The sequence below is a fragment of the Fulvimarina thalattae genome, assembly GCF_040239565.1.
Taxonomy (GTDB): domain Bacteria; phylum Pseudomonadota; class Alphaproteobacteria; order Rhizobiales; family Rhizobiaceae; genus Fulvimarina.
Genome location: NZ_JBEHWS010000002.1, coordinates 281,250 through 297,014, shown reverse-complemented (window position 1 = coordinate 297,014; position 15,765 = coordinate 281,250). Strand labels below are relative to the sequence as shown.

The window sequence follows — 15,765 nt, the reverse complement described above, 5'->3', positions numbered from 1 at the left end:
TGGCCGGAAAGCAGTCACTGAATGCCTTTGAGTAAAGGTTTCAAAACGGCATCTTCCTAAAACAGGCCATCGAACCGGCAGTGATGCCGAGGCGGAGGCTTGGACAGTGGACGCAAGAGTACCCCAGACGGAACGCACGGTTTACGTCGATCTCGACGGAACCCTCATCCATAGCGACCTTCTTTGGGAAACGCTCTTCCTGGCCGCTCGGCAAGATCCGAAGCTTCTTGCGAAGGTTCCGCTCTGGATGCGCCAGGGCAAGGCACGGCTGAAAGCCGAACTCGCGCGCAATGTCAGCTTCGATGCGAGCGCGTTGCCCTACCGGCAGGAAGTGCTCGACGAGCTCCGCTCGCTGAAAGCCAAGGGCCGGCGGATCGTGCTTGCCACCGGTTCGAACGAGCGGCTCGCATACGCGGTTGCGACCCATCTCGGGCTCTTCGATGCGGTGATGGCCTCGAACGACGAGATCAATCTCACCGCCACCCGCAAGCTCGACCGGATCGAGGCCGAGGCGGGCGTGGACGGCTACGACTATTTCGGAAACTCCCACGAAGACATCTGCCTTCTTGAGAATGCGGCCGAAGCGACTGTCGTCGCGCCCGATGCAGCGGCCGACAAATGGCAGAAGCGAACCGGCTCGGCGCGTATCGATCATGAAAAGGGACGCCTGAAAGCAGCGATCAAGGCGCTGCGGCCCCACCAATGGTCGAAGAACGTCCTCGTCTTCGTGCCGATGGTTCTGACACACGAATTCCTCAACCTCGAGATCATTTTGGGGGCAATGCTTGCCTTCATCAGCTTCTCGGCGGCTGCGTCATCGGTCTATATCGTCAATGATCTTCTCGATCTCGAAGCCGATCGCCGCCATAAGACCAAGCGGAACCGGCCCTTCGCGAGCGGCCGGCTGAGCATCCCGACCGGGCTCAAGATGGCGCTCGGCCTGATAGCGCTTTCCTGTGGGGCAGCGGCTCTCCTGCCGGCCGAGTACGCGATCGTCCTCGCCGTCTATATGGCCGCGACGACCGCCTATTCCGTCGCGTTGAAGCGCATGCTCCTGATCGATGTGATGACGCTCGCCTTCCTATACACGACCCGCATCATCGCCGGTGCAGAAGCCACCGGCGTGGGCACCTCGTTCTGGCTGCTCTCCTTCTCGATCTTCTTCTTCCTCTCGCTCGCCCTCGTGAAGCGCTACACCGAGCTTCAGGACCACGGCAAAGGCGCTGATCGTTCGACGACGGGCCGAGGCTATGTGGACGCCGATCTCGAAACGATCGGCCAGATGGGAATGTCCTCGGGCTTCGCGGCGGTTCTCGTTCTGGCGCTCTACATCAACAGCCCGGAAGTCGCGGCCCATTACGACATTCCCTATCTCGTCTGGCCGCTCTGCCCGCTCGTCCTCTACATCATCTCGCGCATCTGGATTCTCGCCCGGCGCGACCAGATGCACGAGGATCCGGTCGTCTTTATCCTGCAGGACTGGCGCTCGCAGCTGATGATGGGTCTCGGCGGCCTCATGTTCATCGGTGCCATTTATGTCTGAGCGCTTCCGAAGCTGGGGCGGCTCGGTGGCGCGGGAGGCGACCGCGATCGCTCCGGCTGATTTTCCTTCCGCCGCCATCACCACGCTACCTTTCGGGAATGGCCGATCCTACGGCGACAGCTGCCTTCTGTCCGGCGGCGCAATGATCGAGACCCGCAGGGCGGATCGCATCCTCTCCTTCGATCGTGAAACAGGTGTTCTGCGCTGCGAGGCGGGCGTGCTTCTGTCAGCCGTGATCGCCTATGTCGCGCCCATGGGCTGGTTTCCGCCGGTTCTGCCGGGCACGCAGTTCGTCACGGTGGGCGGCGCGATCGCCAACGATATTCACGGCAAGAACCATCATCGTCGCGGTACCTTCGGCTGCCATGTCGAGGAGATCGTTCTCAAGCGCTCCGATCGCGGGCGGCTGGTCTGCTCGCGCAGCGAGAACGCCGACCTCTTCGCCGCGACAATCTCAGGGATGGGGCTTACGGGGCTCATCGAGGAAGCGACGCTGCTGCTGATGCCTGTTGCCTCCTCCGATATCGTCGAGACGACGACACGGTTCGACCGGCTGGACGAATATTTCGACCTCGCCGAGGACGCCGACGCGCGGCACGAATATGCCGTCGCCTGGATCGACTCGCTTGGGAAGGGCCGGCATTTCGGCCGTGGGCATCTGATCTGCGGCGATCATTCCGAAGCCGGGTCTAAAACCGGATCGAGCCGCCCGCCGATCGCCAGCGTGCCGTTCACGCCGCCGGTCAGCCCGCTCATGGGGCCGGCGCTGAAGGCTTTCAACGAAACCTATTTTCGCAAGGCGAAGGCTGGCACGCACGCGCGCACTGTACCCTTCGACGGCTTCTTCTTTCCGCTTGACAGGGTGGGGCACTGGAACCGGCTCTACGGCCCGCGCGGCCTCTGCCAGCATCAAGGCGTGTTGCCGGACGAAGCCGGTCGCGATGGCGTTCGTGCACTCATCGAATGCGCTCATGCCCACGGCCAGGGCTCCTTTCTGACCGTGCTCAAGCGCTTTGGAGCGATCGAAAGCCCGGGGCTGAACTCTTTCCCGCGGCCGGGCTACACCCTGACCCTCGACTTCCCCGACCGGGGCGAGAAGACGCTGAAGCTGCTCGCAGAACTCGACCGGATTACTGTCGACGCTGGCGGTGCGGTGAACCCCTACAAGCATCACCGCATGAGCCCTGAGACCTTCGCTAAAAGCTATCCGCGGAAGGACCGGCTCGAAGCTCTGCGCGATCCGTCGATGATGTCCAATTTCTGGTTGCGCACCGTTCTCGACGCGCCGTCAGCGCAAGTCTTAGAAGCGGGATCGCGGGCGGCTGAATACGATGCATTTACCGTGCAGGACGATCTTTCGCCCGCTTTCGCAAAGTGCGGCGCTTTTTAACGGATCGGTCGATCATCATCCTTACAAACGGACCTAGCGAAAGATCGGCCCGTACGGAGCCCTAGAGCCCATGTCGAAATATATTCCCTTTATTCTGTTCACCGTGTTCACCAATGCGGCCGCGCAGGTCATGCTGAAATACGGCATGATGCAGCTCGGCGCGATCAGCTTCGCGGGCGTGAACCCGATCCTCAAGCTCTTGTCGATCGTCTTCAGCCCCTTCGTCTTCCTCGGGCTCTGCACCTTCGTCATTTCGATGGCATCGCATCTCTACGTCCTGTCGAAGGTCGAACTCTCCTACGCCTATCCCTTCCTGTCGCTCGCCTATGTCGCGGTCGCGGTCTTTGCGTATTTCGTCTTCTCCGAAGATCTCAACGCGTATCGCGTCGGCGGCATCGCCCTCATCTGCGTCGGAACGTACTTCATCGCCCAGGGCGGCTCTGCCGTCAGCGAGGAGGCCGAAACCGCCGTCGAACTTACCCAGACTGCTGCCCACGAGGTTTCCCAATGAGACATATCCTGTTTGGAGGCGACGGCTTCGTCGGCCGGCATCTTGCCAAGAAGCTCAACGAAGACGGTGAAGAGGTTGTCGTCGCCGATATCGCCAAGGGCGATTTCCCGCACTATGCCAGCGTTCGGCACGTCCATTGCGACGTGACCGATCCGGCCGCGATCGCCAAGCTTGGGCTGAAAGCCGACGACATGGTCTACAACCTGTCGGCAAAGATGCTCTCGCCGCTTCAGGTGCGCGCCAAGCGCCACGAGTTCTTCTATCCGGTGAACTACGACGGCACGAAGAATATCATCGAGGCGATGGATAAGGCGGGAGCGCAGAGGCTCGTCCACTTCACCACCGACATGATCTACGGCCATACGGTCGCCTACCCGATGACCGAGGAGCATCCGGTTGCCCCGCTCGGCGAATACGGCCAATCCAAGCTCGATACCGAATATCTGGCGCAGGAGTGGCGCGAAAAAGGGATGAGCATCTCGCTCTTCCGGCCGCGCCTCATCATCGGCCCGGGCCGTCTCGGCATTCTCGAAAAGCTGTTCAAGCTGATCGACAACAATCTCCCCGTTCCGATGATCGGCTCGGGCAAGAACCCCTATCAGTTCATCTCGGTGTTCGACTGCGCCGAGGCGGCGCGGCTTGCATGGAAGGCCGGCGTTCCCAACGAGGCTTACAATCTCGGTTCGCTCAATCCGCCGCCGGTTCGAAAGCTCCTCGGCGATCTGATCCGCCATGCGGAATCGCGCTCGATCCTGATCCCGACGCCGGGCTGGGCGGTGAAGAAGACCCTCGACGCGCTCGACTGGATGAACAAGCCGCTCATGGACCCCGAGCAGTATCTCATCGCCGACGAGAACTGCGTCCTCGACGTGACAAAGGGCAAGGATCAGCTCGGCTGGGTGCCGCAATACCGTGACGAAGACATGCTGATCGCGGCCTATAGCGAGTACCGCGCCAAGCTCTCCGGCAAGGCGGGCAAGCCCGTCGCCGCCATGCAACCGGCCGAATAAGGAGGCTTTCATGCTCGATCGCGCGACGGTCGAGGCTCCGAGCCTCGACATCAATCGGACCGGTCCGAAAAAGCCGGACCTTCTCACCGTCGAGGACGCGAAGGCGCTCGACGTCAAGACGATGGCCGATCTCTTCAAGGATCACATCAATCCCGGCCAGTATCATTTCATGAAGCTGCTCGGCTTTCACAAGGTGAAGGTCGAGACCGCCGAGGGCATGTACTACACCGACCAGAACGGCCGGAAGATCCTCGATTTCTTCGGCGGCTTCGGCTCGCTGGCACAGGGGCACAACCACCCCCGGGTCATCGCCGCGCGCCAGCGGTTCCAGGATGAGAACCGGCACGAGATCGCGATCGCCTTCATGTCGCAGTACGCCTCGGCTTTGGCGAAGAACCTCGCCGCCTGTTCGCCGGGCGATCTCGACATGGTCTTCCTCGGCTCGACCGGTTCGGAAGCGATGGAAGCGGCCGTGAAGGTCGCCGAGCGCGCCTCGGGCCGCAAGAACTGCAAGATCGTCCACGCCGAGAACTCGTTCCACGGCAAGTCGAAGGGCGTCCTTTCGATCACGGATTCGCCGCTTTATCAGGGCGAGTTCAAGCTGACCGGAAACACCTACAAGGTGCCTTTCGGCGATCTGACGGCTCTGAAGCGCGTCATCGAGAACGACAGCGATATCGGCGTCGTTGTCCTCGAAACCGTGCAGGGTGGCGGCGGCATCGTCACCGCGCCGACCGCCTATTGGAAAGGCGTGCGCGAACTCTGTGACAAGCACAACGTGCTCTGGGTCGCCGACGAAGTGCAGTGCGGTTATGGCCGGACCGGCAAGTTCTACGCCTTCGAGCATCACGGCGTGGTGCCGGACGTGACGGCGCTGGCGAAATCCCTCGGCGCGGGCAAGGCCCCGGTCGGCGCGATGATCGCGAAGCGCGAAGTCTACATGAAGGCCTATGGCACGCCGAAGACGGCTATGATCCACGCCCAGGCGACATTCGGCGGCATCGGCGAAGCCTGCGTGACGGCGATCGAAGGCCTCAACGTCCTTTATGACGAGGACCTGATCGGCAATTCGGCGGAGACGGGCGCTTATCTGAAGAAGCGGCTCGAGGACATTCAGGCTAAGTACCCGAAGATCATCAAGGAGGTTCGCGGTCAGGGCCTGATGATCGGCCTCGAATTCCAGGACTTCTCACAGACGCTGCCCTTCGCGCTGCGCCCGATGGTGGCGCTGCTCGATGACAAGCTGAAGGGCTCGCTTTCTGGCTTCATCGGGGCCGCGCTGCTGCGCGACTACGACATTCTGGTGGCCTTCACCGAATACAACCGAAACGTCATCCGCCTGGAGCCGCCGCTGATCTGCGACGAAAGCCATGTGGACACGTTTTGCGACGCGCTCGACGATCTCCTTGGAAAGGGCATCGTCTCGATCGTGAAGAATTTCGTCCAGTCCCAGGTGGGCTGACGATCACGCCTCCTTCGACAGGGAAGGCAGACGAAGGGGTCGGACGGAAACGTTCGGCCCCTTCGAATTTTTTGAGAAAGTCTTCGGCGGCAAGGCCGATCTGACGCGAACGCTGCGAGCGAGCGGGCGCTCGCGCGTTCTACATCGGCGCTTCCGCCAACGAACGTTATCAGAGCGGATCGCTCGGCTGGCCGCTTGGCGGCGGGGCATCGAGATCGAGTTGTTCATTGCCCGAATCGGGCAGTGGTTGAGGATCGGGACGCTTCAGCATCGCGCCGTTGACGGTGATGGACCCGTCGCTTGCGATATCGACATTCCATTCCAGCGTATCTTCACCAGTGGGCTTGCCGAAGCCCTTGGCAATTTGGAGGAAGCTGACGCCCTGAAGGGCCTCCGGATATTGCTGGCTCGCTTCCTGCAACCTCGCGATGACCGCATCGATTCCCTCAGCTTCCACCTCAACCGCAACATCGCCGTCTTCGAATTCGGCCGAATAATCGACGCGGTAGTCATGCCCGGTGACAGTCGAATTGCCGAGGCCCAGCTTGGCTTGGGACGTTCTGAAGAGTTCCCGGATTTCCTCGACGGTCTCGTCGGGGATCGGCTCGTCCGAATCAAGCCGCAGGTCCGAAATCAGGATGGCGGCTGGCTCCGCAAGATCGATATTGGACGCGTCGAGCCCGAACCGCATCTGGGTCGGGATCAGGGCATTCGCCCATTCCGGCACGAAGGGCGAGGTGACGGAGATATCGGAGAGGTCGTAGACGATAGTGTAATGTCCAGAATCGCTGATTCCGTCAAAATCCATGTCGAAGTCGAGCGAACCGACCCGTCCTGAACCAAAAGTGCCGACGTCGACGTTGAAGCCGGCGATTTTGACTTCGGCTGCAAGATTGTCCCAGAGGGGGAGGGCACCCTCAAGTGCCGCTTTGACGTCCTCCAGCAAGCCCTCACGCTCCGGGTTCTGGATCAGCTCGATCCCAACCGAATAGAGCCGCAGCATATCCGCTGATTTGAGATTTCGGCCGATCGTGACGCCTTCCGTCGTGCCGCTGGCGATCACGATTGGGATGTTCGCCTGTGGATCGGCAGGATCGAGCGGGATTTGCATCTCCTGCCGGCTCGCTCCGCCGAACTGAAGCACCTCCACATCCGCCGTGCCGTTCACACCGGGGCTTCCTGTAAAGCGCATGCGGATCGGTTCGGTGGTCGTGGTCACGGTTCCTTCTGCGCTCGTCTGAACCTGCCGGGTCTTGCCGAGATAGGCTTCAAATTTCGTGTAGGTGGCGATGTCCGGATCGTAATAGCCGGCCCAATCCATCGTCTCGATCTCGTAGTCGATCGATTGGGGGAACGTAGCATCGATGGTCGCCTCGGGGGGCGTGTCCGTGGCGTAACTGAAGGAGAGGGGGCCGCTCGATGAGACGAACCACTGACCGTTTGGCTGTTCGCTGATGAGGACCGAATAGTCGCTGACCTTCAGCGATATGTCTTCGGCCTCAAGAAAGCTGTCCACCAGCGCCTGAAGATCGAAATCGAGGCTATAGCCTTCGTCGACGGGTTCGATCGAGACGACGCCACTCTCGAAGGCTTCTTTCGTCAGATACGGCTCCAGCGAGGTTCTGAGCTCCGCGGCCCCGCTGTCGTTGCCTGGCTGGAGTACCGGCTCGTCGACGAGCGCCCTTAGATCAGGTTTTCCCTCTGTCGCATCCTGGGCAAGGGCGATTCCGGTTGTCACGGAGAGTGCCATCGTCAGAACCGTAAGGCGTGTCGTCATAATTAGCCCTTCGCTGTCGAATCAGGTTGCGAGACTATTTCGGGAGGCCATTGCCCGGTCAACGCAGAAGCCTGCGAATCAGGAATAGTTCTCGCTATCGGAGGTGGATAACCGATCGGAACTTTTCTTCGATGCGCCTGACGCAACGAAAAAGGCCGGCGCTGGGCCGGCCTTTTTCAGATGGGAGATAAATCTCGCTTTTTTGTCAGTGGAAATCGCCTTTACCGCGATATTCCTGGATCTGCGTCGTGCGAAGTCCCGCAAGGCCATGCTGATCGATCGACAGCTGCCAGGACAGGAACTCCTCCACCGTCAGCGTGTACTTGCTGCAGGCCTCTTCGAGGCTGAGCAGGCCACCACGTACGGCTGCCACGACTTCCGCCTTGCGACGAATGACCCAACGCCTAGTATTGTGCGGCGGAAGATCCGCCAGCGTCAGCGGCGACCCATCGGGGCCGATGACGTATTTTATTCTTGATCTCACCTGATCGGCCATTGGACTCTCTACTCTACACAGCGACCTAATCGGGTTCGAAGCTAGCCAGTTGATCCTAAGAATCCGTCAAGCCACGGGTAAGCTTTCGTTCAGAGGTCGCCCTTGGTAAACGAAGTCCTTCTTTTCGCCATCGCGCCGCCCCATGGGTTAAGGTGAAACGGCCCAATTCCCGTCGCGGCGGGCGCACTGTGGTAAGCTTTGCGGCGCCTTTTGCGCGGGCGGACCAAACGTCCTAAGTAGGGCTCATTCCAATACGAATGCGAGCGGCCGGCGGAGCCCCAGCAATCATGACGACTCAACTCAACAGCCTCGATATCGCCAAGACGCCGGAGGATACGCGCGTGATCGTCGCCATGTCCGGCGGCGTCGATTCGTCCGTCACGGCGGCGATCCTGAAGGAAGAAGGCTACGACGTCGTCGGCATCACGCTCCAGCTCTACGATGCGGGCGATACGCCGGCGAAGGCCGGTGCCTGCTGTGCGGGCCAGGATATCCGCGACGCAAGGCGGGTCTGCGATCTTCTCGGCATCCCCCATTATGTCCTCGATTATGAGGAGAACTTCCGCGAGGCGGTGATCGACCCCTTCGCCGACGCCTATGTGGCGGGCGAGACGCCGATCCCGTGCGTCTCGTGCAACCAGACCGTCAAGTTCCGGGACCTTCTGAAGACCGCGATGGACCTCGGTGCGGACGCGCTGGCGACCGGGCATTACATCGAGAGCCGCAGGCGCGGCGAGCATCGCAGCCTCCACCGGCCCTTCGATCTCGATCGCGACCAGAGCTATTTTCTTTATGGCACCACGCAGGAGCAGGTGGATTTCCTTCGCTTCCCGCTCGCCGCGCTGACCAAGGACGAGACGCGCGAGATCGCGGCGAAGCACGGCCTTGCCATCGCCTCGAAGCCGGACAGCCAGGACATCTGCTTCGTTCCGGCGGGAAAGTATTCGGACCTCATCCGCAAGCTGCGCCCCGAGGCCGGCGACCCCGGCGAGATCGTGCACGTCGATGGCCGGGTGCTTGGCCACCACGAGGGTATCATCAACTTCACCGTGGGGCAGCGCCGCGGCCTCGGCGTTGCGGCGGGTGAGCCGCTCTACGTCTTGAAGCTCGATCCGGCTGCGCGCCGGGTGGTGGTCGGTCCGCGTGAGGCGCTTGCGACCCACGCCGTTCGGCTGCGCGAGGTCAATTGGCTTGCCGAGGAAAACCCTGAAGCCTACGCCGCCGAAGCCCGCGAGATCTTCGTCAAGCTCCGCTCGACGCGCCCGCCGAGCCCGGCCCGGCTCGTCGCGGACGGGGAGGGCGGCTGGATGGTCGAACTCCTCGCTGCCGAATATGGTGTCGCCAAGGGCCAGGCTTGCGTCTTCTACGGCGAGGGAGGCGCAGGCGCCGAAGTTCTCGGCGGCGGCGTCATCGATGGTTCGATCCAGGGGCGCGAGGCTGTTCCCCCGCGGATTATGACAGCGGCTGAATAGGGCGCGCCTTCGAAACTCTCCTGCCATTTGCCACGTAACTTCTCCCGCCGACGTGCCGAAGCTGCACATGAACGGCTGATCCATGCCGTCTGACCGAGTCCGGACCGACCACAGGAGACGTCCTATGCTTCGCGAACGTTCATTTCATTCGAAGAAGGCCTTGGTGCTTGGCGCTGTTCTCGGATTATCGGTTCTGATACCTGCGACCGCGTCAGCCTTCGAAGCCAAGCCTTTCGATGTGACGGGACTTAATGACCGCGCAGACAAAACGGTTGCCGAATCCTTTGCTGGCCAAGCGGACGAACAGACGATCGATCTTGACTGGCAGCCCTATGCCGATTTTCTCGCCAAATATGTCGAGGACGATCCGGACGGTCTCAACCGGTTCCGGTATGCGGCTGTAACGGACGCCGATCATCAGGCTCTGAAGGGCATGATCGCGCGTTGGACGGCGCTCGACGTAAAGGCGCTGACCGCGTCCCAGAAATTCGCTTTCTACACCAATCTCTACAATGCGCTGACCCTCGACGTCGTGCTGGATCATTACCCGGTGGAATCGATCCGCGACATTCGCATCGAAGAGGCGGATGAAGGCCTGTTCGCCTCCCTATCCAGCGCCTTCGACATCGGCCCATGGTCGGCAGACCTCGTGACGATCGACGGCACGGAATTGTCGCTCGACGAGATCGAGCATTCGATCCTGCGCCCGATGGGCGACGAGCGTGTTCACTACGCCGTCAACTGCGCCTCGATCGGATGCCCCGATCTGAAGCCGACACCTTGGACCGCCGAGACGCTGGAGGCAGATCTCGAAGCGGCGGCGCGTCTCTACATCAATTCCGAACGCGGCCTTCGCCGATCGAACACCGGTAATCTTCTCGCCTCGAAGATCTTCGATTGGTATGCGGATGATTTCGGCGGAGCCGACGAGATCACCGATTACATGCAGACCTATGCCGAGGGTGAGCGCGCCGATTGGCTAAGCGGAGCGGATGCCGAGATCGTCAGCTATCGCTACGACTGGGATCTGAACGATGCCACGGCCGAGACAAGCGCCGCCTCGAACTGATCGCTTTCCGACAGGTCGTCCTATGGATAATTTCGGGCGATACGCTGTGAGAACGGAGCGATGGCGTTCATGTCCGAAAACAATAGCGAAACGCCTCTAGCGATCCTCGCGCTGGAGGCTCCCGTTCGTACCAAGCCGAGCAATTATCCCGAACCGTTCAAGAGCCGGATGTCGGGGCGCACAAAACGCCGGATCGGCGATCTTTTCGGCCTCGCCAATTTCGGCGTCAATCTGACGGTTCTGGAGCCGGGAGCAGTTTCGGCCCTTCTCCATCGCCATGAAACGCAAGACGAGTTTGTCTATGTGATCGAAGGGACAGCGACCCTCGTTACCGACGAAGGAGAAGTCGCGATGACGCCTGGAATGTGCGCGGGTTTTCCGGCAAAGGGCCGCGCCCATCATCTGGTGAACCGCTCCGAAACGCCTGTCAAATATCTGGAAATCGGCGATCGCAGTCCAGGAGATTCGGCGGAATATCCCGAGGACGATCTGGTCGCAGTTTGGCGGGAGGGAGCATGGGTTTTCACGCGCAAGGATGGCACAACTTATTGATCGCGGCGTGATTGCTCCGACCTCGCAGATGCGAAGCACGTTCAGTCTTCGCTAACCGCGTTCCTGTAAACACCAGGGTTCGACGCCCAGAGACGGGCAATTGAAGGACCCAACGCATGGTTTTGCGTATTCGCGTTGGGGGCGGATCATGGCGCGCGGCGGCTCTTGTCGTCGTGGGCTTGAGTGCGCCCTCCATGGCCCAGGCAAACGGAAATCTCGTTTGGGGCGGCAATATTCCCGCGCCCGACGAGGCCTATCGACCAAGCCCCTCGGCGGTCGACATGTTCGGAACGAACGCGACCGCACCGGCGCAAAGTCCGAAGAGCGTCCCGCAGCCCTCCGCCGTCGACAGCCTCGCGAACGATCTCATACCGCGAAACGTGCCGGCTCCGACCGAGAACACGCTTCTGCCGGTCGCGCAGCCATCGCCCGATCTCGCGCCATCGCCGGCTCCGACGCCGATGCGGGATGCGGACACCCTGTTCGGCGGAACCATGCTGCCCGAATTGCCTCGTCAGGACCCGTGGGCCGCGATGAAGGCAGTCACGCCCGGTGCCCTCACCGATGCCGATCGCAAACGCATCCAGCAAAGCGCGCCGCCGCGAGCGACCTCCTATGCCGCGCTGGAGAAGAGGCCCGCACCCAAGCTGGAGGAGCCGGTTAAACAGCGCGCGCCGCTCGTTCACAAGACGCCGTCCGGCTGGCGCAACCTGCCTAAAAAGGAAGCTCTCTGCCGTGCGGCGCTGGTGCAGCTTGGCGTTGAGTTCACCGAACCCGCGCCGATCCGCGCGAGCAAGTCCTGCGGTGTACCTTATCCAGTAAAGGTGACCCGGATTGCCAAGGGCGTCGCGATGTCTCCCGCCGCGACACTCAACTGCGATGCAGCCTTCCGGATTTCCCGCTGGGTCGACAAGGAAGTCAAGCGTGCCGCCCATTCGACGCTCGGAACACGCGTCGCCGCAATCAAGAATTCGTCGTCCTATCGCTGTTCACGTGTCGCCGGCAGTGGCGGCATCTCCCAGCATGCGAGTGGCAACGCGCTCGACGTAGCGGCTTTCGTGATGGCGGATGGCACCGAAATCGATGTCGAGAAGAAGGGCATCTTTTCGCCGCGCGAAAAGGCGTTCCAGAACGACGTTCGCGGTTCGGGGTGCCGATGGTTCGGAACGGTGCTCGGCCCAGGCTACGACTATCTCCACCGCAACCACTTCCATCTCGACGCTCGCGAGCGGAAGAAGACCTATTGCAAGTGAGCCCTCAGCTGGCCCGTTTTTCACGCGCCAGGTAGATCTTCTTGGCGAGCTCGCCCAGCGCACCGATGAACATGCCGGTCGAACCGAGAACGAAGAGCCAGACGGCGAGCGTATAGTAGCTCTCAAAGGCCTTGAAGAAGAGGATCGAGCCAAGCACGAAGGCGGCGTTACCGACGACCGATATTCCGGAATGGATGTAGTCGAAGTCGCGAACGAGGGTCTGAAGCATCGGGTGAGGCCACTTTCGATCAGGTTCTGAGACGCGCAACCAGCATTGCTGCTGCACCGCAGGCCATTACACAGGTCGCAAGCGCAAGCTCATATCCACCGAGCTGCCACAGGAGTGAGCCCAAGAACGGCGCGAGGGCGATCGCGGTGATATAGGCCCGCGCCATTTGCCCGCTTCGTTCGCCGAATGCAGCCATGCCGACGCTCTCGCGCAGGAGGACCGGCCGCATGATGGAGACCGAACCATAGCCGTAGCCCTGCAGAAGTCCGAAACCGATCAAGAGCAGCGGCACCGCTGCCGATCCCATCAGGCACAGCGCCGAAAGGCCGAGCGCGGCAAAGCTCGAGACCGCGATCAGCCGTGCGGATAGCCGCTCTTCCGTTCCAAGGACGGTCAGCCGCGCAAGCAGCTGCATCGGGCCGATTGCCGATGCCACAAGCACGGCCATCTCGTCGGTGAAGTCGAAGCTCGCCATGATGGGCAGGATGTGATTGACGATGAGGCCGTGCGATCCGCCGGCGAGCGCAAAGGCAGTCGTGAGCAGGATCAGATTGCGCCTCTCATCCGCTACTCCCGTCTGACTTGAACGCGCCGGCGCCATCGCGCCATGCCGGGCGGTCGCGGTCGCGGTCGCATTGGCCGGTTCAGCCCTTCCGTCTGCCAGTTTTTCCAACCGGTGTGCGACGAAGACATGCAGCGGTGCCGCCGGGAAAGCGATGAGCGCGGCAAGCACCCAGGACGCGAAGCGCCATCCGCCGATCTCCCCCAGAACATGGACCAGCGGGAAGGCGAGGGTGCCCGCCAGCGCGCCGATCAGAGTGACGATGGTGATGACCCGCCGTGCCTTGGCATCATAGGCTCGGGTCACCATGGCGAAGACAGGCTCATACAGCGTCGTCGCCATGGCAAAGCCCAGCGAAATCCACAGGACCGAGAAGACCCAGATATTCGGTGCGAATGGCGCGAGGGCAAGAACGAAGACGGCCCAGGCTGCGCCGGATGCAACCAGGACAGGTCCGCGCCCGGCATCGATCAGACGGCCGATACGCGGTGCGATGACGGCGGAAAGGAGCACGCTTCCCGCAAAGAGGGCGGTCAGCGCCGTCCGATCCCAGCCCTCTTCACTTTCCCAGAGCGGCAGCATGGTCGCGAAGGAGTAGTAGATAGCGCTCCAGAAAAGCGTCACGGACACCGACAGGAGCGTGATCGTCCAGACAAACGGCGACTTCGTTTTGGCTGGCAGGCGAACGGTCATGATGCTCCGGGAGGAAATCTTGCAATTGTCTGGATTGTCGCCCGCACGCCCCGCGAAGCCAGGCAGCGAATGCGGCGGATCAGTCGCTTTCCGGCGGCAGTGCTGTCGCTTTGCCCTTATCGTCGATCGAAACCATCACGAAAATGCCTTCGGTCACCTTGGTTTCGGCCCGCGAGGTTCGGCTCTGGGTCCAGGCCTCGATCGACAGCGTGACCGAAGTACGGCCCACCTTTTTGATCGAGGTGTAGACGCAGAGCGTGTCGCCGATCTTCACCGGCTTCTTGAAGGTGAGCGTGTTGATGGCAACGGTCGCGACGCGGCCGCGGGCACGTTCGGCGGCGCGAATACCCGCCGCCATGTCCATATGGGCGACGACCCAGCCGCCGAAGATGTCGCCGTTCGCATTGGCGTCGCCCGGCATTGCCGGAATGCGAACTGTCAGCTCGCCGCTCGGCACCTCGTCGCTCTGATCCATCGCGGCGTATAGTCCTTCCAGATGTTTCTCGAAGACAGGTCTACGAGGGAAACGAACCAAAGGGCAAGCGCTCGCCGCGCTCGTCCGCGATGTCTAGAGAACGATCTGCTGCCGATATTACCGGGCTGGGAATTTGGGTGCTGGTGCCGGCTGAGGGACTCGAACCCCCGACCTCCGGTTTACAAAACCATTGCTCTACCAACTGAGCTAAGCCGGCCTGTAGCACCGTCTCTACATCAGGCCTCGCGGCCTCGCAACGCTTGGCGCGACGTGAAAATAAATGGCGCTTCGGATATTCGCCCATGAAGGCCGATATGCCACATGAAGCCGGCGACGACCGGGTATTTAAGGCTCGGTATGATTGAAACGCTCATGCTTCGGCATTGCGGAGTTCAGTTCGCCACGCGACTTGTATCGCGGTTCGAAACCGGCGACATCTTGGCCGCGACCGACGTTCACACGCCAAGCAGCCCGCGAGCCGATCCTTTATGTCCACCAAAAGCATGTCGATCAGTTTCATGGCGAGCGAAGCGCCGGGGGCGCTGGAAGCTGCCAACCGGCTGAAGGCGATCTACGGAAACGATGATCCGGTCCATGCAGACGTCATCGTCACGCTCGGCGGCGACGGCTTCATGCTGCAGACGCTCCACCGCTTCATGAATACGGGAAAGCCGATCTACGGTATGAATCGCGGCACGGTCGGCTTCCTGATGAACGAATATCGCGAGGAGAATCTGCGCGAACGCCTCGAAGCGGCCGTCGAGAACTGGATCCATCCGCTCGCGATGACGGCCGAGGACGAGGCCGGTGAAATCCGCGAGGAGCTCGCAATCAACGAGGTGTCGATCTTCCGCCAGTCCTATCAGGCAGCGCGGTTGAGGATCGCAGTTGGCGGCACGGTGCGTCTAGAAGAGCTGGTCTGCGACGGGGTGATGGTGGCGACGCCGACCGGCTCGACCGCCTACAACCTTTCCGCGCAGGGGCCGATCATTCCGATCGAGGCGCCGCTCCTGGCCCTGACGCCGGTCAGCCCATTCCGGCCGCGTCGTTGGCGCGGCGCGCTCCTTGCCAATCATCAAACCGTGGAAATCAGCGTGCTGGAATCAGGCAAGCGGCCGGTCAACGCCGTCGCCGACGCCCAGGAGGTGAAATCGGTTCGCAAGGTGACGATCCGCGAAAGCGGCAAGGACAAGTGCCTCATCCTGTTCGACGAGACCCATTCCTGGGACGAACGCATTCTTGCGGAACAGTTCCGGTACTGAAGTGCCGAG

At 61.5% G+C, this 15,765-nt stretch carries 15 protein-coding genes and 1 tRNA gene; 10 read left to right on the top strand and 6 right to left on the bottom strand.

The window, feature by feature from the left end:
• Nucleotides 1-106: 106 nt before the first annotated feature.
• The 5 genes from ABRA89_RS04425 to ABRA89_RS04405 all read left to right on the top strand — a co-directional run bounded on the left by ABRA89_RS04425 (nt 107) and on the right by ABRA89_RS04405 (nt 5,916).
• Nucleotides 107-1,543, top strand: a complete 1,437-nt coding sequence (locus tag ABRA89_RS04425) for a UbiA family prenyltransferase (RefSeq protein ID WP_349940238.1) — start codon at nt 107-109, stop codon at nt 1,541-1,543.
• Nucleotides 1,536-2,933, top strand: a complete 1,398-nt coding sequence (locus tag ABRA89_RS04420; RefSeq protein ID WP_349940237.1) for an FAD-binding oxidoreductase — start codon at nt 1,536-1,538, stop codon at nt 2,931-2,933. The genes ABRA89_RS04425 and ABRA89_RS04420 overlap by 8 nt, the downstream gene beginning before the upstream one ends.
• A 70-nt stretch (nt 2,934-3,003) precedes the next feature.
• Nucleotides 3,004-3,444: a DMT family transporter gene (locus ABRA89_RS04415; RefSeq protein WP_349940236.1), complete on the top strand. Its 441-nt coding sequence runs from the start codon at nt 3,004-3,006 to the stop codon at nt 3,442-3,444.
• Nucleotides 3,441-4,454, top strand: a complete 1,014-nt coding sequence (locus ABRA89_RS04410; protein ID WP_349940235.1) for an NAD-dependent epimerase/dehydratase family protein — start codon at nt 3,441-3,443, stop codon at nt 4,452-4,454. Before ABRA89_RS04415 ends, ABRA89_RS04410 begins: the two co-directional genes overlap by 4 nt.
• 10 nt (nt 4,455-4,464) lie before the next feature.
• Nucleotides 4,465-5,916 carry an aspartate aminotransferase family protein gene (locus tag ABRA89_RS04405; protein ID WP_349940234.1) on the top strand — a complete coding sequence of 484 codons (1,452 nt, stop codon included), beginning with the start codon at nt 4,465-4,467 and terminating at the stop codon, nt 5,914-5,916.
• Between the two features lie 169 nt (nt 5,917-6,085).
• Here the strand turns inward: ABRA89_RS04405 and ABRA89_RS04400 are convergent, their stop codons facing one another.
• A complete protein-coding gene (locus ABRA89_RS04400) occupies nt 6,086-7,693 on the bottom strand; it encodes a hypothetical protein (protein ID WP_349940233.1) in 1,608 nt (535 codons plus the stop codon).
• A 205-nt stretch (nt 7,694-7,898) separates the two neighbouring features.
• The gene (gene sciP / locus ABRA89_RS04395; RefSeq protein WP_349940232.1) at nt 7,899-8,189 is read right to left on the bottom strand and encodes a CtrA inhibitor SciP; all 291 of its coding nucleotides are present in this window, start codon (nt 8,187-8,189) and stop codon (nt 7,899-7,901) included.
• Nucleotides 8,190-8,476: 287 nt separating this feature from the next.
• Here sciP and mnmA point away from each other — a divergent pair, with 287 nt between their 5' ends.
• The 4 genes from mnmA to ABRA89_RS04375 all read left to right on the top strand — a co-directional run bounded on the left by mnmA (nt 8,477) and on the right by ABRA89_RS04375 (nt 12,535).
• Nucleotides 8,477-9,661 (top strand): tRNA 2-thiouridine(34) synthase MnmA, encoded by a 1,185-nt coding sequence (gene mnmA, locus ABRA89_RS04390; protein ID WP_349940231.1) that lies wholly within the window; start codon nt 8,477-8,479, stop codon nt 9,659-9,661.
• Nucleotides 9,662-9,899: 238 nt separating this feature from the next.
• Nucleotides 9,900-10,730, top strand: coding sequence for a DUF547 domain-containing protein (locus tag ABRA89_RS04385; RefSeq protein WP_349940230.1), 831 nt, complete (start codon nt 9,900-9,902; stop codon nt 10,728-10,730).
• 69 nt (nt 10,731-10,799) lie between these two features.
• The gene (locus ABRA89_RS04380) at nt 10,800-11,282 is read left to right on the top strand and encodes a cupin domain-containing protein (RefSeq protein ID WP_349940229.1); all 483 of its coding nucleotides are present in this window, start codon (nt 10,800-10,802) and stop codon (nt 11,280-11,282) included.
• 116 nt (nt 11,283-11,398) lie between these two features.
• The gene (locus ABRA89_RS04375; protein WP_349940228.1) at nt 11,399-12,535 is read left to right on the top strand and encodes an extensin-like domain-containing protein; all 1,137 of its coding nucleotides are present in this window, start codon (nt 11,399-11,401) and stop codon (nt 12,533-12,535) included.
• A 4-nt stretch (nt 12,536-12,539) separates the two neighbouring features.
• On the opposite strand, the gene ABRA89_RS04370 is transcribed toward ABRA89_RS04375, so the two are convergent.
• From ABRA89_RS04370 to ABRA89_RS04355, 4 genes are all read right to left on the bottom strand, one after another.
• Nucleotides 12,540-12,764: a YrhK family protein gene (locus tag ABRA89_RS04370; protein ID WP_349940227.1), complete on the bottom strand. Its 225-nt coding sequence runs from the start codon at nt 12,762-12,764 to the stop codon at nt 12,540-12,542.
• Between the two features lie 19 nt (nt 12,765-12,783).
• On the bottom strand, nt 12,784-14,019 hold the full coding sequence (locus ABRA89_RS04365; protein WP_349940226.1) for an MFS transporter: 1,236 nt from the start codon (nt 14,017-14,019) through the stop codon (nt 12,784-12,786).
• 79 nt (nt 14,020-14,098) lie between these two features.
• A complete protein-coding gene (locus ABRA89_RS04360) occupies nt 14,099-14,494 on the bottom strand; it encodes an acyl-CoA thioesterase (RefSeq protein WP_349940225.1) in 396 nt (131 codons plus the stop codon).
• 141 nt (nt 14,495-14,635) lie between these two features.
• Nucleotides 14,636-14,711: transfer RNA gene (locus tag ABRA89_RS04355), tRNA-Thr, on the bottom strand.
• Between the two features lie 271 nt (nt 14,712-14,982).
• Between ABRA89_RS04355 and ABRA89_RS04350 the strand changes: the two genes are divergently transcribed.
• Nucleotides 14,983-15,756: an NAD kinase gene (locus ABRA89_RS04350; protein WP_349940224.1), complete on the top strand. Its 774-nt coding sequence runs from the start codon at nt 14,983-14,985 to the stop codon at nt 15,754-15,756.
• Nucleotides 15,757-15,765 lie beyond the last annotated feature (9 nt).

Excerpts from the sequence above, each read along its gene's own strand:
- ABRA89_RS04420 (WP_349940237.1), top strand. The coding sequence starts at position 1,536 with ATGTCTGAGCGCTTCCGAAGCTGGGGCGGCTCGGTGGCGCGGGAGGCG.
- ABRA89_RS04415 (WP_349940236.1), top strand. The coding sequence starts at position 3,004 with ATGTCGAAATATATTCCCTTTATTCTGTTCACCGTGTTCACCAATGCG.
- ABRA89_RS04410 (WP_349940235.1), top strand. The coding sequence starts at position 3,441 with ATGAGACATATCCTGTTTGGAGGCGACGGCTTCGTCGGCCGGCATCTT.
- ABRA89_RS04405 (WP_349940234.1), top strand. The coding sequence starts at position 4,465 with ATGCTCGATCGCGCGACGGTCGAGGCTCCGAGCCTCGACATCAATCGG.
- ABRA89_RS04400 (WP_349940233.1), bottom strand. The coding sequence starts at position 7,693 with ATGACGACACGCCTTACGGTTCTGACGATGGCACTCTCCGTGACAACC.
- sciP (WP_349940232.1), bottom strand. The coding sequence starts at position 8,189 with ATGGCCGATCAGGTGAGATCAAGAATAAAATACGTCATCGGCCCCGAT.
- mnmA (WP_349940231.1), top strand. The coding sequence starts at position 8,477 with ATGACGACTCAACTCAACAGCCTCGATATCGCCAAGACGCCGGAGGAT.
- ABRA89_RS04380 (WP_349940229.1), top strand. The coding sequence starts at position 10,800 with ATGTCCGAAAACAATAGCGAAACGCCTCTAGCGATCCTCGCGCTGGAG.
- ABRA89_RS04375 (WP_349940228.1), top strand. The coding sequence starts at position 11,399 with ATGGTTTTGCGTATTCGCGTTGGGGGCGGATCATGGCGCGCGGCGGCT.
- ABRA89_RS04370 (WP_349940227.1), bottom strand. The coding sequence starts at position 12,764 with ATGCTTCAGACCCTCGTTCGCGACTTCGACTACATCCATTCCGGAATA.
- ABRA89_RS04365 (WP_349940226.1), bottom strand. The coding sequence starts at position 14,019 with ATGACCGTTCGCCTGCCAGCCAAAACGAAGTCGCCGTTTGTCTGGACG.
- ABRA89_RS04360 (WP_349940225.1), bottom strand. The coding sequence starts at position 14,494 with ATGGATCAGAGCGACGAGGTGCCGAGCGGCGAGCTGACAGTTCGCATT.
- ABRA89_RS04350 (WP_349940224.1), top strand. The coding sequence starts at position 14,983 with ATGTCCACCAAAAGCATGTCGATCAGTTTCATGGCGAGCGAAGCGCCG.